This is a genomic window from Bradyrhizobium sp. CCGB01 (assembly GCF_024199795.1).
Taxonomy (GTDB): Bacteria; Pseudomonadota; Alphaproteobacteria; order Rhizobiales; family Xanthobacteraceae; genus Bradyrhizobium.
The window spans coordinates 1944693-1967253 of the sequence record NZ_JANADK010000001.1; the positions used below are offsets into that span (position 1 = coordinate 1944693).

The 22561-nt window shown below is 55.5% G+C and carries 16 protein-coding genes and 3 pseudogenes; 7 read left to right on the top strand and 12 right to left on the bottom strand.

Features of this window, described 5'->3' with window-relative positions; genetic code table 11:
* Positions 1-26: 26 nt before the first annotated feature.
* Positions 27-185 carry an IS66 family insertion sequence element accessory protein TnpB gene (gene tnpB / locus NLM25_RS08750; RefSeq protein ID WP_208068039.1) on the bottom strand — a complete coding sequence of 53 codons (159 nt, stop codon included), beginning with the start codon at positions 183-185 and terminating at the stop codon, positions 27-29.
* Positions 127-294 carry a hypothetical protein gene (locus NLM25_RS08755; protein WP_254124180.1) on the bottom strand — a complete coding sequence of 56 codons (168 nt, stop codon included), beginning with the start codon at positions 292-294 and terminating at the stop codon, positions 127-129. Before NLM25_RS08755 ends, tnpB begins: the two co-directional genes overlap by 59 nt.
* Here NLM25_RS08755 and NLM25_RS08760 point away from each other — a divergent pair.
* Complete coding sequence (locus NLM25_RS08760; RefSeq protein WP_254124745.1) at positions 220-564, top strand: hypothetical protein; 345 nt, start codon at positions 220-222, stop codon at positions 562-564. The genes NLM25_RS08755 and NLM25_RS08760 overlap by 75 nt on opposite strands.
* A gap of 100 nt (positions 565-664) precedes the next feature.
* On the opposite strand, the pseudogene NLM25_RS08765 reads toward NLM25_RS08760, so the two are convergent.
* Positions 665-781 (bottom strand): annotated as a pseudogene (locus tag NLM25_RS08765) (IS66 family insertion sequence element accessory protein TnpB); the annotation flags it as partial.
* 488 nt (positions 782-1269) lie between these two features.
* Complete coding sequence (gene speD, locus NLM25_RS08770) at positions 1270-1626, bottom strand: adenosylmethionine decarboxylase (RefSeq protein ID WP_254124181.1); 357 nt, start codon at positions 1624-1626, stop codon at positions 1270-1272.
* A 1495-nt stretch (positions 1627-3121) separates the two neighbouring features.
* Between speD and NLM25_RS08775 the strand changes: the two genes are divergently transcribed.
* The 4 genes from NLM25_RS08775 (at position 3122) to NLM25_RS08790 (ending at position 12035) form a co-directional block, all read left to right on the top strand.
* Entirely contained in the window at positions 3122-9601 is a 6480-nt protein-coding gene (locus tag NLM25_RS08775; protein WP_254136658.1) for a non-ribosomal peptide synthetase, read from the top strand.
* Positions 9567-11006, top strand: coding sequence for an MATE family efflux transporter (locus tag NLM25_RS08780; protein ID WP_309143588.1), 1440 nt, complete (start codon positions 9567-9569; stop codon positions 11004-11006). The genes NLM25_RS08775 and NLM25_RS08780 overlap by 35 nt, the downstream gene beginning before the upstream one ends.
* 514 nt (positions 11007-11520) lie before the next feature.
* Entirely contained in the window at positions 11521-11742 is a 222-nt protein-coding gene (locus tag NLM25_RS08785; protein WP_254116476.1) for a Tm-1-like ATP-binding domain-containing protein, read from the top strand.
* Positions 11743-11855: 113 nt separating this feature from the next.
* Positions 11856-12035: a Tm-1-like ATP-binding domain-containing protein gene (locus tag NLM25_RS08790; RefSeq protein WP_254124183.1), complete on the top strand. Its 180-nt coding sequence runs from the start codon at positions 11856-11858 to the stop codon at positions 12033-12035.
* A gap of 607 nt (positions 12036-12642) precedes the next feature.
* On the opposite strand, the gene NLM25_RS08795 is transcribed toward NLM25_RS08790, so the two are convergent.
* The 8 genes and pseudogenes from NLM25_RS08795 to NLM25_RS08830 form a co-directional block, all read right to left on the bottom strand.
* The gene (locus NLM25_RS08795) at positions 12643-12885 is read right to left on the bottom strand and encodes a DUF6894 family protein (RefSeq protein WP_254116482.1); all 243 of its coding nucleotides are present in this window, start codon (positions 12883-12885) and stop codon (positions 12643-12645) included.
* Between the two features lie 430 nt (positions 12886-13315).
* Positions 13316-13501 carry a hypothetical protein gene (locus tag NLM25_RS08805; RefSeq protein ID WP_254136660.1) on the bottom strand — a complete coding sequence of 62 codons (186 nt, stop codon included), beginning with the start codon at positions 13499-13501 and terminating at the stop codon, positions 13316-13318.
* 543 nt (positions 13502-14044) lie between these two features.
* Positions 14045-14914 carry a hypothetical protein gene (locus NLM25_RS08810; protein WP_254136661.1) on the bottom strand — a complete coding sequence of 290 codons (870 nt, stop codon included), beginning with the start codon at positions 14912-14914 and terminating at the stop codon, positions 14045-14047.
* Positions 14915-15474: 560 nt separating this feature from the next.
* Positions 15475-16248 (bottom strand): hypothetical protein, encoded by a 774-nt coding sequence (locus NLM25_RS08815; protein ID WP_375167822.1) that lies wholly within the window; start codon positions 16246-16248, stop codon positions 15475-15477.
* Positions 16249-16272: 24 nt separating this feature from the next.
* Positions 16273-16899 (bottom strand): annotated as a pseudogene (locus NLM25_RS44395) (toll/interleukin-1 receptor domain-containing protein); the annotation flags it as partial.
* Between the two features lie 83 nt (positions 16900-16982).
* Positions 16983-17573 (bottom strand): hypothetical protein, encoded by a 591-nt coding sequence (locus tag NLM25_RS08820; RefSeq protein ID WP_254136662.1) that lies wholly within the window; start codon positions 17571-17573, stop codon positions 16983-16985.
* Positions 17570-18253 (bottom strand): hypothetical protein, encoded by a 684-nt coding sequence (locus tag NLM25_RS08825; RefSeq protein ID WP_254116486.1) that lies wholly within the window; start codon positions 18251-18253, stop codon positions 17570-17572. Before NLM25_RS08825 ends, NLM25_RS08820 begins: the two co-directional genes overlap by 4 nt.
* A gap of 492 nt (positions 18254-18745) precedes the next feature.
* A pseudogene (locus tag NLM25_RS08830) lies at positions 18746-19135 on the bottom strand (Panacea domain-containing protein); the annotation flags it as partial.
* 1031 nt (positions 19136-20166) lie between these two features.
* Between NLM25_RS08830 and NLM25_RS08835 the strand changes: the two are divergent.
* Positions 20167-20643, top strand: coding sequence for a DUF3833 family protein (locus NLM25_RS08835; RefSeq protein ID WP_254116492.1), 477 nt, complete (start codon positions 20167-20169; stop codon positions 20641-20643).
* Between the two features lie 1563 nt (positions 20644-22206).
* A complete protein-coding gene (locus tag NLM25_RS08840; protein ID WP_254136664.1) occupies positions 22207-22356 on the top strand; it encodes a hypothetical protein in 150 nt (49 codons plus the stop codon).
* The last annotated feature ends 205 nt before the right edge of the window (positions 22357-22561 follow it).

Here is a 22561-nt window from a genome sequence, read left to right on the forward strand (position 1 = left end):
CGTGCCACCGATTAAAATCCCAGCGATCAGCCAGCCGCCTGCGGTCGCCAGGTATGTTGCGGCATCCGCCAGTCGATGCCCTCCAGCAGGTAGCCAAGCTGGGCGGGGGTGATTGTCACCACGCCATCAGCCGACGACGGCCACAGGAAGCGGCCGCGCTCCAGCCGCTTGGCATAAAGCGACATGCCCAGTCCATCGTGCCAAAGGATATTGATCAGCTTGCCCGCTTTTGCCACGGAACACGTAGAGATCGCCGCCGTGCGGGTCTCGCTTGAAGGCTTCCTGCACCAGCAAGCCCAGCGAGTTCATGCCGCGACGCATATCGGTGTGGCCGGTCGCAATCCACACCCGCACGCCCGACGCAACGGGAATCACCGCAGGCGTCCATCTGCCAGCGCCGCCACGGCGGCCTTCAGCGTCGCCGCGTCGACCGCGCCCGTGATCCGCATCCGAGCCCCGGCAGCAAACTCGATCTCGATCGACCCGCCGCTGCTGGCCGGCGTGGCTGGACAAGGCGTCGGCCCTGATTCCGCGACCACCATCGCCGGTACGAAGCCCGGTTGATCGGCGGCATCCTTCGGCTCCGGCCGAAACGACCGTCGCCACGCAGCAGCAATGAACGCGACACGCCATACCGCCGCGCTGTTGCCGCGACTTGGCGCGGCGCCTGTAAGCTCTCCAGAACGATCTTGAGCTTCTCATCCTCGGACCAGCGCCGCCGCCGGCCCGTGTCCACCACCTCAAGCCGTTCGACTTGGGCACTGCGCCTATCACTGTCCATAAGGACAGTTCTCAACAAAACGCCTCATTCGGCAAGGCGGCCTTCACCGGAGGGATACGCTCGATCGGTATCTGGACGATCCGAAACTCACGGCAGCAGGCTACGATTATAAGGATTTCTTCCCAGCACTACGGAATGCACTGGTCTGGGAGATCAAGGAAGGGCAGATCGAGACGGGAAACGGCCAACGGTGGACGATCCCGCATGGTTTTGAGAACATCCAGCTGTTCCACCGTAAGGACATACTCGACAAGTACGCCATCAAGGTGCCGACGAATCCACCAGAGATGTCGTCAGCCGCCTGCTAAAAACTGAAGGCTGCCGTCGCAGCGATCACACCTTTGGGTGTGCGCGGTGTGCTGCTTTTGGAGCAGCATCGAACCCGACCGGGGGTGTTCACGCGGACGATTGGGTGGGGCGTAAATATGCCGCCTCCCGTTTCCCGCCTTCATCAACTTTCAGCGATAGTTCGCAGTCGGGAAGAGATCTCAGAGAGATTGATCATCTGCTTCAACTCGTTGGCTGATTGACACCCCTCTCCGAAAGCGGCGAGCGTCAGACCGTTCGGGCTGAAAGGCCTCAACTAGAACTAGTAGGGCACTCGCAGGATCACTGTCGCCGCATACGAAAACATCGGCGGCTGCGTAGGACTTCTCAGGCCAAGTATGCAAAGTCATGTGCGATTCAGCCAATAGGGCTATTGCGGAGACGCCATGACCCGGACAAAACTTGTGAACATGAATGTGGAGTAGTGTCGCGCCCGCCGCACGGATGGCTTTTCGAATTGCGTTTTCTGCGAGGGCCGAATCGTCGAGGTTCTTCGCTCCCCATAGCTCGATTAGCATATGTGTCGCACCAGTAGACAGAGTCGGTAGGACATCCTCGTTATCGATAGGCACTAAGGAATCTCCATTGAAATATCGGCCCAAGAAGCTGAGCTATTCGGGGGGGCGGTGACGAGCTGATCAGGCGCTCGGTCTCAATGCCATCGTTGACTCTAAAAACCGCGACGTTTGGCAACTGTTTGGTGCCTTTGAGCAGCCGCCAGGCCCTTGATGCGGCGATCATCAACTGGAACACCAATGGCTTGGCGGCGGCCGGCTTGTCAGGAGGTGGCTTGTGCGCCAAAAGCTGACCCACGCGGTCGGCTTCGGTGAGGCGACGAGGCCGGCATTTTGTGCCGTCGTGGACGGCGCCTCGGGCTTCGAATGAGACCAAACATCTAGCTATTCTCCCGCCAGTTAGAGCCGATCTGACCGCTGCCTGGTACATAGGAGCGACGCCGCCATAGTGTGACGGAAGGTAGGGATTACTGAAGGCGTCTCGCCGGTAACCACCGCCGGCGCGCCCGTGAAGATATCCTCCGGACCAATTCCACGGGGCCGGAGCCAGTGCGCCTGCTGGCTCAAGATCCGCCGAATCGAATGCACCTCTTGCGACAAACGCAATCGTTGTCGCTCCCCGAAAACAAACTCGACATCGCATCCAGCACTCCGCGGCCCTTTCTCGATCGATCAACCGAGCACCTTCTGTCACCGGTGATGGCGCCGTGAACAAAGCAAGCAGCGTGCCGCTTGGAAATGGTGATGGTCCAGTTACGTCGCGCCACGTGCATGCGACAAGTCGTGGACAAGGGTCTTGGATCTGACAATCGCGCTGTAGGCTTCAACACATACTTCGCAGTAGAAAATCGCCTCCTCTGTTGGAATCCAGGAGACGTCGATCTCGCCTCCAATCAATATCATGGGAGCGGAGCCTGCCTGGACGCTACACTCGACCACCCGCAGAGTACCTGCAGTGCATGGTTCTGCACGCCGACAACTGGTTAAGCTGTCCACACTTGTCTCATTATAGCCAAGAGCGTCAAACTGCGTGAGCGCTCAAGCATTGCGCTCCAGATGACCATTTAAACAGCCATTGTGGAAAATGTTACATGCCTCTGTGTCGGGTATAGCGCAATCCGCGTACTGACTTGCGTGCTTCCAGCCAACCGACAGCCGGTGCGCCTAGTCCGCCTTCGTGAGGAGAGCGCCAAACTATAGGCCAGACGCTAATGCAAAAAATCGCAAGCCGCAACGAGTCTGGGCTGATTGGTTTTGATCCACGCATGACATCGCGAGTCAACTACAAGATCCGGTAGATGCGAACGCCAATTTGAGGCCTTAGCTTCCGGCCGTGTTCTCCTGCCGATCATCAGGAACATCAGAGAGCGGAACGACGAAGCCAAGAACGAGCAACAAGAACGAGCAAAACGGCGCTATATGATTCGCAAATCACGGGGCTACGGAACGCAGGTCTCGAGCGGAATCCTCACTGTTCTAATTTAGTGCCGAGCAGGCGATGGATGGCGGGACGGGTATGCCGACGGAAGATCGATCAGCAAAAAATCGACTTGTGGAACCTCAACCGATCGATGTGATCACGCTGATCGATGCCCTTGCAAGATCGGATCCCGAGAGGGACGCGCTGAGGTTCGGCGCAAACAAACTCAGTTACAGGGCACTACGATCAAAATCGGATGTCCTCGCAAGGAGATTACGAGAGCAGGGCGCTCACGGCTCGGTGATCGGTTATTGGGGGGAGCGAAACCTCGACTGGGCAACGGCGGTCGTCGCAATTCTGAAGGCTGGATCAACGTACCTACCGCTTGATCCATCGTTACCAGCGGCTCGTACATCATTCATGATCGAGCAGAGTCGCTGCGCTTTGATTGTTGGGCCAAATCAGCTGGATTCGCTTAGGCCATTCCAGGCGGGCAGCAAGTGCTCCACCCGATTCGTAACGATTGAGGCGACGCTGCGGGAGAGTGAGGCGTCGTCTGTTCTTCCGTCATTAAGCGACGATGGGCACGCCTACATTCTGTTTACGTCCGGTTCTACGGGGCAGCCTAAAGGCGCAATGATTGAGCGTGCAGCCTTAAACAATCATTTGGCGGCAAAAAGTGATGCTCTAACCCTCACTTGGACGGATTGCGTCGCGCAGACGGCATCGCATTCCTTTGACATCTCGCTGTGGCAGCTTCTGGCAGGACTTTGCGTCGGAGGCTGCACCGCGATCATTGATGATGTGACGATGCAATCGCCAGTATCGCTTCTTCAAGCCATTCAAGGACACGGCGTGACCGTCGTTCAATTCGTTCCATCGATGCTTGGGGTATTTGTTGAATATCTGCAGTCCCTTCCGGCGGCTCAGCGAGCTTTGGACAGCTTGCGGATTATTTCTACGGTCGGAGAAGCTCTAACACCCGGACTAGCACGGGCGTGGCTTGCCTTATATCCTCGTGCCCCCATTCTTAACCATTACGGACCGACCGAGTGCGGGGACGGCGTCACCCACCATCTGGTCTCCGTGCCGCCTGCGCTGTCTGACACTTATGTGCCGATCGGAAGACCGATTTCTAACCTGAAGGTTTTTGTCGCGGACGGGGCGCGCCTGTGCAACACGGAAGAGGTCGGTGAAATCTGTGTTAGCGGCGTTGGTGTGGCTGGCGGTTACGTCAATGACGATGTCCGTACCAAGGAGGCTTTTGGGCCAAATCCGTTCTCGGATGACCCGTCATACCAGTCCCTATACAGGACAGGTGATCTCGGGCGCGTCCGTTCCGACGGTCTCTTGGAGTGTCTCGGTCGACGGGACCGTCAAGTCAAAATACGCGGGCACAGAATTGAGCTCGGAGAAATCGAGGCCAGACTCTCCACACATGAATTGGTACGTGGCGCCGTGGTGGTCGCCTCAGTCTGCACAGGCGTAAAGCTTACCGCGAGAGACATCGTCGGGGCTGAGGAGGGTACGGGATTCAAGCGACTGATCGCGTATGTGTTGGCTCCGACTGAACTAGGGGAGGGCGAGCTTCAGAATTATCTTGCCGAAGCGCTGCCCAGCTACATGCTCCCAGAAAGGATCATCCATGTCGGCGGAATTCCACTGACTCGAAACGGAAAGGTCGACCTTGGGGCGTTGCCGGATCCGACCATTATTCGCCCCCCACTGCCGACGCCATTCGAGGAGCCGCAAACTGAGCTCGAAGCCAAGCTGTGTCAAATTTGGTCCGGCATTCTGCGTATTGCGAACGTTGGCGTGAATGACCAGTTCATAAGCCTCGGCGGAGACTCGCTTCGGGCGGTGCTCATATTGGGCCAGGTGCAGACCCTGCTCGGAGTGCGACCGGATTTCAAACTGATCGTGAATGGAACGATCCGATCTCTTGCGGCGTCGATCTCTGCCCGACTCGAATCCAAACTGTGCCCAGCCCCTAAGTGCGGCACGCTTACGCGATCGCCTCTGACGCGAGTTCAGGAGCACCTTTGGTTTCTTTCGCAGCTCGATCCGTCTGCCAAAAACTACATCATACAAGGGGGCCTGCGAATAAGAGGCGTTATCGATCTGGCCGCGTTCGAGCGCGCCTGGACCGATGTTGTTCGTTCCCATCAGGCGCTTTCGGCACGCTTCATCGACGAGAACGGTCCGGTTCAGGTTTTCGATGACCCGCAACGCGTAAGTCTTGAAGTGGCTGATGCATCTCATCTCTCGGCGGAGGAAGCTGAGGAGCTAATTGCACAGTTACGGCGAACGGAGATGAATGGCAGCTTTGATCTTACCCAAGGCTATCTGTTTCGTGCGCGCATGATACGATTTAGCGCTGATAGACATCTCGTACTGATCACCGCTCACGAAATCATCATCGATGCCTGGTCGATCTCCGTTCTGCTCAGGGATCTTCGACAAAGGTACGAAAATCCCGCGGCGTTCGTGCCAGAGAACCGCATCACACTTTCGACCTACGCGGTCTGGGAGACAAAACACACAACGCCAGAGACACTGGTCAATCAACGAAGTTATTGGCGTCGTCAGATTGGTGATGATCCGCCGGTGCTTTCTCTTGCAACGAGACGGGTGCGGCGCCAGCCAAATTCCTATCGCGGCGCCTCGCATGCGGTGCTGCTTGGCCGCGAGCTCTCCAACCAGATACGGGAGTTTGCGCGGCGACATAGGTGCACCACGTCGACAACACTCCTCGCGTGCTTCAAGCTGCTGCTGCGGATGTATAGTGGTCAGGACGACATTATCGTTGGCATACCGCACGTCGTACGTGATCAACCCGGCAGCGCCGAAATTGTCGGCTTTCTTCTGAATATGCTGCCAATCCGCACCGCGATCGATGTCCACAAGTCCTTTGCGGTTCATGCCTGCCGCATCCAGGACCTAGTCAGTAGTGCCATCGCAAATTCAGCATATCCGTTCAGCTGGATGGTGAGGGATACCCGTCTGTACCGCGAAGCGGAACGATCACCGATCTTCCAAGTCATGTTCAACATGTACTCCGAAGCCGCGGAACCACCTGGCCTAAATGAGTTGGATTTGACGTTCCGTGAATACGACACCGGCTATGCAAAATTCGATCTGACACTATACGCACAAGATCAGGGCGATGAAATTGCCCTCCAGCTAGCGTATGCGGAAGACGTATTTTCCGGCGATCTGATTGTTCGCATGGCCGAAAATCTGCGCTGCCTGATTGCAGCGTGCATTGAGAACTCGCTTGCGCCCATTAAAGATCTGAGCGTCCTCAGTGCGTCAGACGTCACTATGCTGGACTCGCTGAATAGCTCGGCGCAGCCATATGAGACTGAATGTCCAATTGTCGAGGCGTTCGAGCAAACCAGCGTCTCGAATGGGAGCAGGGTGGCATACTTTGGTGATTTCGGTGAGATCACGTTCGGCCAACTGCGTGAGCGCGTTGCAGCTATCAGGTCGCTACTGCGGGCTTCGGACGTGGGGGCTGACGATGTGATTGCCATGCTGGTCGATCGGTCGCCAGACGTGGCCGCTGTTATCCTGGCGGCACGAGCTTTGCGCTCCATTGTTGTTCCTATATCGCCGAATTATCCGCGCGATCGGATCGAAGATATCCTGCGAGATTGTCAAGCAAAGCTTTTAGTTCACGCAAATGCCGCTGAACTTGGTGTTGACTTACCGTCGGTCTGTCTATTGACCCTACAAGGGGCCATCGCACCCACGCAGGACTTTGAATACTGCGACAAGCGAACAGATCAGGGAATTTCAAACCTTATATACACGTCGTCCTCAACCGGGAAGCCGAAAGGGGTTGCTATACCGGAATCCGCAATTCTCAATCGACTGAACTGGATGTGGCGACGCTTTCCCTTCGATTGTACTGACGTTCTGGTTGTTCAGAAGTCAGCGTCACTTGTTGCGTCCGTTTGGGAGTACTTTGGGGGACTTCTCAAGGGTGTGCCTACGCTGATCCTAACCCATGAGCAGATGCTAGATCCAGATCTGTTGCTATGCGCATTGGCAGAACATCGCGTGACACGCTTATTTGCCTCGCCGCCTCTCCTGTCCGGCGTCATCGCGTCCCAAGAACGGCACCGGCGACCGACCGCCTTGCGGCTGGTCACAAGCAGCGCCGAACCGATGCCTTCCTCGCTCCCCGTTCGCTGGCGTGCGAACTTCCCGAACGTGCCGTTGTGGAACTTCTATGGTGCTACGGAATGTGCATCCAATGCAGCAGTCTACGAAGCATCGGATTCCTACGACGACTCGTCGCTCGTCCCTGTCGGGCGCCCAATCGATAACGTCAAGCTCTACGTGCTCGACCCTCAGTTGAAGAAAGTCCCTGTTGGAGCCGCCGGCGAACTCTGCATCGCCGGACGCTGCGTGAGCGCCGGGTACTGGCGAGATCAAGATCGTACCAATCGCTCTTTCGTGCCTAATCCGTATGATGAGGGTCAGTACGGCGTTCTTTATCGAAGCGGTGACGTCGCACGTATCTCAACAAGAGGGCTTCTCGAGATCTGCGGCCGATCGGACAACCAGATCAAAGTACGAGGCTTTCGGATCGAATTGGAGGAGGTCGAAACCACTCTTGAGGCTCATCCGGCAATCGCCAAGGCCGCGGTCGTCGCAGACGGCATTGATAACCATCGCCGCCTGACCGCTCTCGTTGTTCCGGCTCGCGACGGCTTAAGCTCCGGAGATATTGTCGCCCGCCTGCGCCAATCATTGCCGTCCTACATGATTCCCGCCGCCTTCCGTTTGGTTGACAGTATCCCTCTTACCGCGAGCGGGAAGATAGATCGTTCTCGCCTGTCGTCCGTTCCTCACCGCGAGGTTGGGCCAATTCCAACTGCTGAGCCTCGCACGAGCAAGGAGCGTATTCTTGCTGACATCTGGCAAAATCTATTAGGCGCCAGGTGCGTCGGTCTCGATACGAGCTTCTTCGAGATGGGCGGAGACTCTCTTCTCAGCGTGCGCTGCGTCACGTTGGCGCGCAAAGCCGGGCTGAATTTCACAGTCCGCCAACTCTATCGAACACCGACCATCAGGGAATTGGCGGCAGACGAAGCGACTGCTACATTCCATACCGTTCCTTTCGCGGATGGCTTATCACCAACGACTCCCGTAACCTCATCTTGGAACCGTCTTGCCGGCTTCGATGAGCACTTCAACATCGGAGATCTGTTCTTCTTGCCTAGCGGCGTGCTGAAAATCCAAATGCTGGAGCACGCCCTTAGCTATGTCATGGATAGGCATGAAGGCCTCAGACTCCGTATTGCTCGAACTGCCGATGGTCTATGCCTGACAATCGCACCTTCCGTGGCCGAACGCCTGGTGGAAGAGATCGATCTTGTCGGAATGACGGGCGTACAGCAACGCCAGGCAATCGAGAGCATCTCAGCAAGACGCCAGCATATGTTTCGATTTGACGGCCACACGGCTCTTGTTAACATCACGGCCTTTCGCACAACAGAAAGCGGCGACTACTATCTGCTAATCTTGATGCATCATTTTATAGCGGACGGGATAGGGTATCGACTGTTCCTGGAAGCATTGGATACAGCGTACAAAGTCCTTGCCTCAGGCCGTGCTGTGAGCGCTCCCGTGCAAATGCTCTCTCCCTGGCTGAAGCGCCTTGAGCAATACGCGAACAGCGAAGCGCTAGCCGAGCTCAAATACTGGGAGGGGATTGACTACCATCAGTTCAAGTTCTGCGTGAGCGATACTTTATTAAACAGTGCGAGATTTTCGAAAGTTACCGCGAGAGAGCTGCATTATGCGCGGCTTGAAGGTCGCATGGATGAAGTGAACTGCCGATCCTTTTGGGAAGATCAGGCAAAGTACCATTTAGAGATTGGAAAAAATGCGACAGCTGATCTCTTCAGTATTGCACCTAGATTGGCGCATTGTCAGGACGTTGATGTGTTTCTTGCCGCTATATCTGGCGCCTTTGGACGCGTCTTCGGCAACTACTCGCTATGGATAGATAGCCTTACCTCATTCCGAGGTCAGCTGTTTGACGATTTCGATCCATCTCAGATCATCGGAAATATCAGCGAGCTTGTTCCGCTCCCCTTGAGCCTTTCTGGAAAGGAACATCGTCGCGATCGTGCTCTTTCGATATACCGCCAGCGTCATGCCCTGCCGCGCATGGGAATGGGGTTTCGGGCCCTGAAGTTCCTAAACCGAGATCCAGCGGTGCGGCGACGGATCGATCGCGTGCCCTTACCCAGAATTGGATTGAACTATCGAGCGGGTGTGCAGTGCCATTTTCCACGCCGTCTGTTAGCCAGGGAACCTTCTCCATTCTGGATCGGCGAAGACATGGATGAAGCATCTACGATTCACCTCTTCTGGTTCGACGTCGGATATCACGCCGGACGTCTACAGATTGAGACGAGGTACAATCCAACCGAGGTCAGTTACGAGGTGACCTGCAATCTTTGCAAGGTGTTGCAAGGGGAACTGTTGCAGACGATCAGCGAATTTGAAAGAGCTGGCGACGCTATCATCGATGAATGAGCCAGATGCGGAATTCGCAGTTGAGCGCGATCGCGAGGGGATGCGAAGGAGAAAGACGCATATTGATCTATCGGACTCAAATATCTTGAGCCTAATCTTGCGGCTCGCCATTCCGTCAGTTGTTGGCTTATCAATCAACGCGTTGCAACAGGTCGTAAATGCGATCTTTGTTGGCGCGCTTGGCGCGCAAGCGATCGCAGCTGTCAGTATGACATGGCCGATCGTGGTGTTACTCACCGCCGTCGGACAGGGGATCGGCGTTGGAGCCGGGTCGTCTATATCTCATCGTCTTGGTACGGGTGAGCACCTGGAAGCGAGTCGCGGCGCGAGTACCGCGCTCGCTCTCGCTGCTCCGATCGGCATCGCTGTTACCATTGCTCTGCTTCTAAGCCTGCGAGGTGTCTTCGTAACGCTCGGGGCGACTCCAAGCATCATGTCTGTTGCGCTCGACTACGCGACGACGATTTTGTTCGGGTACACCGTAATGCTTCTAAACATCGTCAACGGCTTTATCGTCAGAGCTGAAGGCAACACACGATTTAGCATGTGGACGATGATCGCGGCCTTTACTCTGAATGCTGTGCTTGATCCCGTGTTCATATTCTTAATGGATCTCGGTGTGCGGGGCGCTGCCCTCGCAACGTTGGTATCTCAGATCGCGGCTATTGGCCTCTATATTGCGTATTTTATGCAGCTTCGCGGGACAGTCCGCATCAGGATATGTCACATCTCGTTCCGACCAGATTCCATCAAGCAACTTGTATTAATAGGAGTACCGGCGACTATGACCAGCATTCTATCTGCTGTCGCCGATATGCTGTTGTACGGAGCTGCTGCGCCGTTCGGCGACGAGGCCATCGCGGCCGTGGGAATTGTTATGCGGATCTTGACGATCGGCTCACTGCCTATCATCGGCTTCTGTATAGGCTCTCAAGCTGTCTTGGGATTCGGTTGGGGCGCGCGCGACTTCGCCCACGTGCTGAAGACCGCGAAGTTTATGCTCTCTATAACCCTGGCCCTCTCCGTTGCGTATTCTGCGGTCGTCGTGAGTTTCGCCCGGCCTTTGGTCGGCCTGTTCAGCGATAGCGAGAAGGTCACGGAAATTGCCATCTCAACCTGCATCGTCTTCCATCTCTTTTTTGGTCTTTTTGGTGTTCAGAGTGTCGTAACCACGATGCTTCAATCGTTCGGAAAAGCACGCCTCAGTGCAGTGGTGTCCTTCGCCAGGCAAGGCTATCTCTTCATACCCGCCGTACTGCTATTGCCGGTCATATTGGGCTTCAACGGATTGTTGGTTAGTCAAGCAATCGCTGAGTTGGGCGCTGGAATGATCGCGCTGTTTGTCATGTTCTACCAGTTCGCAGAGCTCAGACGAGCGCTGCGGCAACCGGCTTCGGTCAGGTAGCGCCGTAGCGGGTGGTCGGAAAATGGAGGCGTCCGGCGGGTAGTCCCCAGAGTCCAGTGCGCTGCTGGCGGAATCACGGACAAAGGGAGGGCGACCTTCGTGTCGCACGAGCGGGCGCTTCTGTTTCGCAAGACCATCAATGTCAGTTCGATGGAGAACAGATCTATCTGTCGACCGTCACGGCCAACGGACCGTGGCGGTGAGCGTCCGGAGCGGCATCCCGTCGACTTCGACGGGACTGATGCAGGTCGACCTTTCGCATTCGCAGCCGAATACTCCTGAGCGATCCCGCGGCTTCGGCAGTCTCCCGTGAGGCACCGAGCGCTGACAAGAGGGATGAGAGCGCTCGACTCGCTCTAGCATTTCAACGAACGTGAATTCAAGGCGCTCGGTACGATCCGGGTGGGTGGTCGCATGGAAGGCGTCCGTTCTCCCCTACGGCCAACATTGCAGATGAAAGGTTGCGAGCAAAGAAGTAATCCCACTTTCTCTGCGGGAAAGGGTTCGTGATCTTTTGGCAACGGGCACCATCGGCGCGATTGTCGGAGTTGCCGGTGGCAAGGGAAGCGCAGTTTTCGGCGAGCTCGTGTCTGATCTGCCTTATGGCGTCCCTAAGCTACTCGTGAGCAGCGCGAGGCCAGCGCCGTTCGCCGAATTGGCCATCTACAACGACATCATCCTCTACCCGACGATCGTCGATCTCTTCGGGATTAACGCCTTACTGAACGGGTATTGAAGAATGCAGGGCGGGCCATTGCGGCCATGCGATATGTGCCCACGAAGCATGAACGGGAGAAGTAGATCGTTGCGATCACAGCCTTTGGCGTGACGATTGCGGCAAATCAGTGTGTGGCTCGACTCGCCGAGGCTGGCGTAGATGCGATTGTGTTTCCCGCCAACGGGTCGGGTGGCCGTAGAATGGAGGAGCTGATCGTGGGCGGCGAATTCGGCGCTGCGATCGATCTGACAACGACAGAGCTGGCATTTTTCGCAATCCTGGCGCTGACAGGGTTTGGCTCGAAGGGGTGAAGGACAATCTCGGAACACTCGGGTCTGCAAACTGAACTGCCACATCAACGATACCGAATTTGCCGAGACTGCCACCACGTGGGGTCGCGCGAGCGATATTCTGCGCGCTTCGATGGTGTCAGATGGGGCACCTAACAGATCGGATCATGCGGCCAGCGTGTTCGAACATTGTGGCTTTGAAGGGTTTACTCTCGACGAGACTATTTCAATGTGTTTCGGTCACGGCGGCTCCTGGAAAGACCGATATCGCTCCGAGGCAGAACTGATCGCGGATGCAGAGCGATGCTGGAATAAATTCATCTTGCCCAAAGAGGCTGAGCGCGACAAGCGGCACACGTCGATTCCTCCCAGCCAATACTGCGGTTGATATCTTCGGCGATCGTGCCGGTGGAGAAAAGGTGGCTTGGATTCTGGCGTAGCCATCACGGGCGGTCTGCGGAAGGCCGCAGACTGCGCTTGTCCCGCCCGCGACACCAAGCGGCCCACGCCATTCGTCCGTAATGGATCAAAAGCTGAAAGTCGGCTGGTTGAGCTACAAGGTCAGCTTTGGGCCACAAGGCGACATGAGTATTATATAAAAGAGGCCGCCAACTGGAGCGGCCTCGTATCATTGCCTTCTGAAAATCCTGGAATTGAAGACGGCCGTTACTTCGAGAACAGGCCCAACTCCATTGCGGACCTCGACAGCAAAGCGCTGATCCAGACACCCTTCGATGACTGCTGCACGGGCTGCGTCCATGAGAGCATCAAGCGCCACCTCGTGCGCCGCTTCGGCGTCCGGCAAATCCATGCCTTCAGGGTCTCGTGATCCCGCATGCACCGACTTGAAGTCGAAGAAATAGCGCTCCACTGGGGGCTACGTCGGCGGCTGCAGGCCACAAGAATTGACCCACTCGTCAATGTGAGACGCCGTGTCAGCCTCTCTGGCCTTTTTCAGCAATTGATCTCGCTCCGTCCCGGGCGGAAGGCCGGACGCTTGGGCGCGGGCTTCCTGCGCGAAAGCCTGCAGTCTCTCGTGGAGAGATTGAGTTTGTTTGAAACGCCGCCGACGATTGGCCATGGCGCGCTCCTTTCCATTCGAGGAAGGCGGGAGCGCAAGTGGCGTTCTCATCACAGATAAAAGCCACGTTCCGTTCTGTGATGAACGACAATAGCGCGGCGCGGGGCTGGGTTCCTAGCTGAATGGTAACTCTTCAAAATACGCCACTCGCAAAATCCAAATTTGGGCATTGCGCTCGGAAACAAGGCCGACGCCAAAGAAGCTGCCAACTGAGGCAACCTTACTGCCGCTTTAGCAGGTTGGCTAAGTCCATCTCGAACGTCTGCTGTGTCTGCTCGAACAGTCTTAGAAGGTCCATTGAGGCTGACGTCCTGTCCCGGGCAACAATCGCTTGCTGGCGCTCAATAATGATCCTGTCCCGATCAACGTGGCGCTGCGCCAGAGTGATCTTTTCATCCAGCGTCATCGGGCTAACGTTCCCTTCTAACGGCGCCCCTCAATGCAGGAAATAGACGCTCGTAATCGCCATCGCGACGAGCACTGAGCCGCCGACAACGGCAACCACGAGACAAATACGAGCTGGGATTGAATATGTATCGAAACGGGGGTGTTTGATCATGGCACACTGTCCCTTCCTGTCTTGCAGGCGGGAGCGCGATCGGTCTCTCAGTCACCGACGCCTATGGCAAAGCCTCGGTCGGTGATGCAGTGACAATAGACCTCTTGCCGGTCAGTTGCTATTGAATGTTCCTCTGTTGGAACACCTCAGTTCGCAATCCGTTCTTCAAAAGTAAAATAGGCCACTGCGAAATTCAATTTAGGCCACTGGTCGGACACAGGCCAGTATCCGAGCCCACCTTAGGAACGGATCGTGAAAAAGAACTTTTGGGGACAATTCGGTCGGATGTCAGCGACGGGTCAAAAGCGACCTTACGGGTTGGTCACCGCAAGGTCTGGTTTACACGGGGAAACGGGCTCATACCCCGCAAGACTCTTCGCTTCAAAAAGGTCATCGGCCGGGTTGGCATCGATCACAGCGACTGCAAGCGTTGCTGTCTTTGTTCGTCAGAGTTTTAGGTAGTTGAGCGTAGTTCGCCACAATCCGCCATTTCCTTCGGAATTCGGCGGTCGTGTAGGGAAATGCCGACTGCTCGTTCAAGATGATTGGACCCGTTCGCGCGAGGTCGTCACGCGTGATCTTCTCGGGATCGTGCATGTCGCAATAAATCGCTAGTTCCTGCATAACCATAGGCGCCTTGCGCAGGTTACCAGTCAAAGTGGCTTGCCCTTTTCGGTCCCTTGAGAAGAGGTTCAAATCTTCATCTAAGTCGGACCATCGGAGGCCGTCGTGCCATTTACCGTATTCGCTGTGAACCACATCGGTCTCAATGGCTTCTGACACGGGCACGTAAATGCCAATTACATCTTTCTGACTCAGATGGAGGTCGTACTGAAGGGCCTGAGCCAATGACATAGCTTCGAAGCCGTACTGATGCGCGGTTGTTCGAAACGCAACTATCTGTTCGTTAGTAATCGCCTGCCCTCGTAACGCAGGCTTTTCGAAACGAATTTTACTCAGCGCGGTGGACAATCGTCGGCACTCACGATCTTCCAGAAACACTTCGCCGAAGCGAAATAGCACGCGAAGTCTGGAGATAAGCGAGTGGGCTATCGCCACCTTGCCAGCGCCGACCCAAACTCTGTGCCAGGCAATAAGATCACGCGGCCTAATTTGCTTGAGCGACGTTTGACCGTGCTCGCGGATTAGACGCTCGTACAACCTTATATGCCTGACTCTGACAGCATGGTTGAGTGCGGCGAATGGCGAATGCGGATCAGCGCGAAACTCTTCAATCAAACGTTCAAGCGTGTAGCGCATCTCTGGCCCTCAGTAAGCGTTCAAGAGAATGAGAATCACCAGTACCGCGCCCACTATACCAGCGATGCCTTCCGCGCTGACCCGTGTACCCAAGACGGCTATTTCCATTCGCTGTCGCTGACGCACGGCCCAATCCTTTCAATCTCAGCGTCCCGACTCTCTCTGGGACTTCAGGAGTACATTGGATGTGCGCTGCCCATGACGACAATGACCAAAAGCCCAAAATGCCGATGTCCAGAAAAATCAGGTACTTAGCTGACACTAAGGGGCTTCATCACTCATGGCAAAAGAGCGCGCATCCCTTGTGGCCGTTTACGCTTTATCCCTAAGCGATTGGAATGCTTGCAGCATTCGTGCGCGGCCTCAGGCGCATCGGGGCGACCGAACAATCAAATGACTGATCACATAAACAACCCCAGACATATCAACTGCCTAGTACGGTTCAGCGCTCTTTACGGTAGAGCGCTGCACCCCTAGGGGGCCGGTCAATCCCTGCAGCAATAAGGGCTTCGACCGGCATATGGCAAAATTCATACGTCCACAAAATGGGGGAACGGAGATCATGTCGGATTGCTGAAGATATGCTTCAAAATCGGTACGCCTAGATCGCCTAGATCGGCCTTTGTGCTGGCGGCGTAGTAACGACTCTCCATGCCTATCCCGATGGCTATCAGTTCGACGTGGCGCGCTTGTTCGATCCAAGAAGCTGCCGCGTAAAGATGCTTCTCGAGAAAGTTTCCGGGATTTACATCTAGCGTTGAATCGTCAACCGGCGCTCCGTCGCTAACGACGAAAAGCATTTTTCGCGCTGCCTCATGAGCTTCTAGCCGCGCGTTCGCCCACAGAAGTGCCTCTCCATCGACATTCTCTTTCAGAAGACCCTCGCGCATCATCACTGCACAATTCGCGACGACATTGCTCGCGGGCTCATCGAAAGATTTATAGATTATGTGTCGCAGATCGCAGAGGCGCCCCGGCTTGAGGGGCTTTCCATCGCGAAGCCATTTCTGCCGACTTTGACCACCCTTCCACGAACGCGTGGTAAACCCAAGAATCTCGTGCCGAATTGCGGCTGCTTCGAGCCATTCGCTCAGTAAGGCGGCCCAAGCCGCCATGTGCTTAACAGGATTCCCGCGAAGGCTTCCAGAATTGTCAAGCAGAAGGGTGATTGCAAGATCATGTGTTGATTGTGTCATTGGCTGGAGCGACTTGAACAACGTTCGGTTTAACTTCTTCAGCCGCCCGATTTGTCCTGATAGCTCCCCCTGCAATTGCATTGCTTCTTCGGCGCTTCCGGTAAGCTGCGCCGCTGAAACAACCTCGTCGAATTCCAAACTGTATGCCCAATAAGAGTTATCCTATGGTATTGTTGCTGTACCATCCGCACCTCTAGATGGCGGTGATACGGGCAAAGGGCGCGCCATGACCGTGGCCGAGGCGGCCTTCCTTTCTTCTGCGGCTGTCTTCGCGGGAACGGCAATCGGTGGGGTTTGCGATGCTTCGGCAACAGCGCCTAATTCTCGCATAGCCGTTCTTATGTTTGTTGCAAGCTCAGCCACGCCCGCTCGGACTTCTGGTCGATCGAACGGCATGAAACGATAAGCACGCCAGTCATTCCAGTTTCGCTTCTTTATAGCGGCGACCAAATGATCTTGATTAGCCTGGTCCTCAATGGCGTCACACGATACATAGTAAACGGGCAACACCAACTTGTTCAGCCCGATTGTCTGCTCCATTCGAAGGAATGCCTCAAGTTCGCTGCGACAAGCCGGACTTGCAAAGAATGAAGGCGTTATGATCGGAATTAGAAACGTAACTTCTGAAAGGGATTCCTGTATTCGTTCCTGCCAGAATTGACCCCAGCGGATGTCATTGCGGTCTTGAAAGATTTCAAATCGCTGGCCTGATTGGACCTTGACCTCGCCCTCAAGCCGTTCACGAAGCTTCGTGACTGCACCAAGATCGTGAGAATCGTCATCACGTACATAGCTAAGGAAAGCGACTGTCTTCGCGGTGGCATGCTATCCCTTGATCAGGCAAATCTCTCATCAGCTTTGTGAGCTGCGTCCTATGGCATTTCCGGCTTGTCGGTACCAAAGTCGAACAGCGGGCCGATGCTGATGTCACCGGTGTTCGCTCTTTTTGAAGTTCGCGCGATCTTGCTCGGCGCGCTCTTTCTTTCGATCTTAAGCAGACGAGGGTCCTTATTCGATACTTTTCTGAGCTTACCGGCCTCAGGGTAGTTGCAGGGGATGTGCCAAAATGAGCCCGGCTTGGCTCGCTTTAACTTCATCGCTATTTCTGGCCACCAGTGAAGTAGCAGCGCACATTTGCGGAAGAATTTCCAACCGGACCACTGGCTCTCAAAAAAAATGACGATCATTCCACATTCGATTAACGCCAATCGTTCGTGGGGTTGTCGCTTCATATCTGTATTGCCCGAAATGATTGCTTTTCCCCCGGCAGCAGCGAACCGCTTCACCCAGGGAACATCACTATGGGGGACGTAGTCAGGATCATCCTTGGTGGGCGAGTAATCCTTCGCGCTCTCCACCTCAAACTTGCCTGATATGAGTTTTTGCAACTGACGTTCGTTGGCGAAAGTCTGGAAGACCCTAACCATTGCAATCGGAACGTTCTCGTCGAATGCGATCTTCAAGCAGCTCTTCGCAATTGATTCTCGAATTTCACGGCTTCTCGAACTTGGCGTTCGGGTATCTCGAAGATGTCAGCAACAAACTTGACACCACCCTCTACATCAACAGCCTTCGCAATCGTTGCTGTTGGAATTCGACTTGTCTTGAGAACTGGATGGCCAAAAGAGAGCTTCGGGTGGACAATTACGTTGGGCGCAATGTCGGGCCGTGGCGTCCACGCGATCATTTCGCCATGAGGATCAAATTCTACGTCCTCACGGAACGACTTCATTACGACGCTGGGCATCTCATAGTTGTGCGAGCGTAGATCATAGACGAGATTTAGGCCATTTCGCCGAGCAATTTCCGCCACTATCTTGCTCCCGTCTGTTTTGAAGACGATGCGGGTCGCGAACGGATGCGGGTGGTTCAACACCTCGCTGGCTTCGTGCATGATGTTACGAATCTCGCGAAGGCCGACGCCCGCCGTCGCAAAGCGCGCAATGAAACGCAGCTCCATTAGATTCGCGAAACTGACGGCGGTCTTCCCACCGACCTTTCCAAGCTGATTTCGAATCACAGGAAGCTGTTTGCCCGTGTGACCTTCCACCCAGACGCGAACGCTGGCTTGTGCAGCATGGACAAGCTCCGCCGCTTCAGGAATCGTATAGATGCCAGCTTCTAGTAGGTCTGGCTGCGCCAAGAATTCCGCTCCCAATCACACGCACCGCGTGCAAAAGAACTTAGCAGTAGAAAAGGCGTCTGGCCAATACCATTCTCTAACGTTGCCCCGGAGTCAGTCGTACCAATCCTTCCGATCACGCGGCAGCACTCGCCCGCGCGCATAACCAGGCGAAGCAAGCTGCTCTATCCGATGAACCTCTTTTTGCCTACGTAGTGCAGGGAATAAAAGAATTCGACGTCATCTGTGACAGATTTTGGAATCGCTAGCTTAATGCTCTTACGATTGATCTTCTCAGCGCCAAGCCCTTTTGATGGGGCTTGGCGAATTTGCTTCCATGGCATCCGGCTAAGCATAAACATGCGGTGGCCGAGCTGAATCCGATCCATGTCTTGGCAGCAATTGAACGAACTGCCAGATCCGTCTTGCATCTTTTCGAATGAAACTGCCGGAGGAAAATCGTCTAGCGTTTGGTCAGAAACGTTCCCTCCCCCTTTTAGGAAAGGGGCCTTACTAGGCTTTTGCTTGAAGGGCTTCCCCATAAATGCGCTTTACATAATCCGCCTCAAGCTGAGGCTGGAAAAATTCTATCATAGATTGAAGAGGAATCTCACTGCCTTGGGCGCGCTTGTACGCATCGGCCCACGGCCTCTCGTCATGCGTCATGTTGCGCAGCTTCCATGCTGAGAACTGGCCGTAGTATTCGAACACATCTTCAAGCGCCTCGCGGTCGCGATGGTCGAACATGATTGGATCAAAATCAGTCACGACCGGAATCGGCTGGCTCCGGTTGGACTTATAGTCGTGATATAGGCTCTCAATCACCGGCCCATGGTCCCAAGCGTAAATGCTTTCGGGAAACAAAGGACGGCCACCCATAGCGCTCAAAATCCCCTGCGCGTAGTAGCAGAGCTTTTTAGCTTCAAGTTGGAAATATCGTTGTCATCAGGCTCCGCCGACGCGAGGAAGAATCGCGCGACATCGGAAACCTTGTACGTGCGGACAGCCATTGCTCACCTCTGGGGTCGTGCCCGGACCCGGCGCTGAGGGGAACGAACTAAGAACAAATATACCGACTTGGTTTGGCTACAATAAGACTCTTGCCATGCCAATAGGTTCGCCCCGATTCGGTCACATTTAGTTAACGGACGTGGTTCCAGAGCCACTGTCCTAATTCCCCTCTGCGGGTGTCCTAATTAGGACAGCACCCGCAACCGCGCGGTGGCCTAGTTTGAAAATAGCAGTGGTCCGATTTGAAATTTGGAACCCAGGTTCCTATGTCAGCTTCGGCTAAAAAGGGAGGCTCAAGTGACCAAACTTTTGAATGCCCGGATCGGTCTCTCTTAGCTGAGATCGCCACCGCCAACTCCTAAGCAGGTAGGAAGGGGCAATAAAGTGGTTTGGCAAGGGACCCTGGGTACTTGCTTGCGCTAAGTAAAGTCGCCTGACCGGTGCGACAGGGGCAGTGAGCCTATTGCCTGCTCGATACTCACACCCCGCCAAGCCGCCTCAGTTGGCGGCCTCTGTGTGACTCACACAGCGCTTGTCCCGTCGGGCAAAACAGGGGCATGATTACCCTGCGGGGTAACCGTGCAGGCGCCTGCAATCAGCCCCGATGATGCTTCAAGCGGCCGAGCGCTTGACGGCGTTGTCGTGCTTGCAGCAACAAACGTCGGCAACACAAGGCTTGTTCCGGTATACTCCTTCGGTCCGCGGTGACCGCGATCAACCGATAAGAGATGTGCCCCAGCTCTCGCGGCGGCGAAGATGGCCACGCTAAGTGCGTCCACGATTATCCGATCGTATGAATGCCCGTCCTGCAAGAGCGTGCTGCGGATGGTAGAGCGCACCGAACCGAGCATGTTTCCGCGCCGGTCGGGAACCTGCCCGATAGAGGCGACTTAGTTCGTTGGACGCTTTTCGAGGGCTTACCGATGGCGATCTATGCTTTCGCGGGCACAACGCCGCTGCTTCTTCCTGAACGATTTTTCGTCGGGCAGCTCGAAGGCTGGGTAGTGCTGGAGAATTTGGTCGGTGGACTACTGAAGCGAGCGGCGATAGCTGGCCACGGCGAACGGGATGCGGACACCGATGCGCTGGTGTTCAACGAGACATATACGTTTGACGATGGACACAGCGACACCTTGCATTGGACGATACGAAAAGGCGAGGCTGGCAAGTACACCGGATTGGAAAATCGACTGGAAGGTGAGGCGGTAGGCGAACAAGCCGGTTGCGCGTTCCATTGGAAGTACACGCGCGACACACCGCAAGCGGGCGGTAAGTCCATCAAGCTGAATTTCGACGATTGGTTCTATGCGATCGATGACAGGGTTTGCATCGTGCGAGGTAGCGCTGGGCGTGCGGGAATTCCATTTGCGACGGCGCATGTCACCTACCGGAAGATTTAGCGCTTCGGGCAAAGGCGATGGCCTGAAGATATAGCTTCCTACCGGTGCGCGAGCTAACCAGATTTTTGATCGACTCGGCCCCCGCGTTCGCGTGAGGCGGCGGCGCACTGCGGACCTCCTTTTGTCGGATGCCAACCGGTACGTAGGGTTTAAGCGGCCATTCAACGATTGTGGATTTGTTCACGTTCGCGCCTTCGGCCAGATACGCTTGCGACCAACCGAGGATCGCGCGGGCCGCCCTGATTTGGGCTGCTAGAAGGGAAGTATCTTTCACAAGAAGATTCCGGAATCAGTTATTGACACTGGGTGGAAATGCGATAAAACGACGGAATTGTCCCGGCCAACGACAATATCGGTCCCGATCAGGGAAGCGTGCAAGATCGCGTTTCCACTTGGTGGGAATGACGGTTAGCGGCCTGCGGCGGGAGGCTAGTCGCGGGCACCTTGCGATCATGAGAATAGCAAACAAAGATTTCGCAACGCTCCGTAACATCCGAGAAATGGAAATCTATGCCGCGTCGTGGCCGGGGACCTTGCCTCTGTTGGCGTCATGAACGTCGCAAAGGCGGGAACGTCATTGCCCGAGCAACCTGGATCATTATCGACGGGAGCAAGCACATTGCCACGGGATGCTTTGCTGGCGAAAATTCAAAAGCACAGGAATGTCTAGCGCGTTACATCACAGAGAAGTACAGCCCTGTTCGTCGTGAGAGGCTGATTGAAACCATCGATGTCGCGGATGTACTGAACGTCTATTATGACGACACCCGCGCGCGCCAAGCTAACCAGTCCAAGTTGGATGAACGGATACTACGTCTGGCCAGCTGGTGGGGTGGCAAGACGCTCGCAGACGTGAACGGCGAGTCTTGCAGGGGCCTTACGCGGCGTGGCGTGGCAGCAATGGTGGAGCGCGACGCGATCTCGAAGACCTCAGGGCTGCGATTAACCACCATGAAAAGGAAGGCTATCATCGCGGCCGAGTTCGCGTGGTTCTGCCGGAGAAAGGGCTTCCCCGTGAGCGGTGGCTCACACGATCAGAAGCCACACTGCTTGTATGGACCTGTTGGCGTTATCGAGAGACGCAAACCGTCCATGTCGGCAGTCTCAAGGGTACGAAGGTTGAAACCGATAAGCGGCCGCTGCGGCACGTTGCGAGATTCATTCTAATTGGACTGTATACCGGCACTCGCGCGGGAGCGATCGCCAGCGCTTCGCCGTTCCGAGAACCAGGCAAATCGTTCGTTGATTTGGATTCTGGCATCTTCTACCGGCTCGCTATCGGAAAGCGTGCGACCACCAAGCGGCAAACGCCGGTTCTTCTTCCAAGCCGGCTTCTCGCCCACTTGCGGCGGTGGTCGCGGCTTGGAATCTCGAAGCGCCACTTCGTAGAATGGAACGGGAAGCCGGTTGCTTCCGTGAAGACAGGGTTCGGATCGGCAGTTCGTCTGGCCAAGCTCGACCTCACGATTGGGGAATGTCACGCCTCACACGCTGCGGCATACCGCAGCGACGTGGTTGATGCAGCGTGCGGCGCCAATGTGGGAGGCGGCAGGATTTCTTGGGATGAGCGAAAAGACGCTTCGGGAAACCTATGGCCATCACCATCCCGATCATTTGCATGGGGCAGCGAACGCCATTGGTACGCACGCGGCACCGAAGAAGAACGTTTCTTTGTTATTCCTTTGGTTGAGGAAAGAGCGAGGCGGGATTTAGCCTCTCAACCGCTTGATCCCACTGGCGGGCCCGGCAGGACTCGAACCTGCAACCAGACCGTTATAAGCGGTCTGCTCGAACCGCCAAGCGGCTAGACCTAATGCACAATTAGCTCCGGCCGCATTGGCTAGCTGCTCAACCGCGCGATAGCTCCTTAAACGACTGATAAGGTCTGGTAGCAAACGGAGTTAGTTCGTCAGCTGAT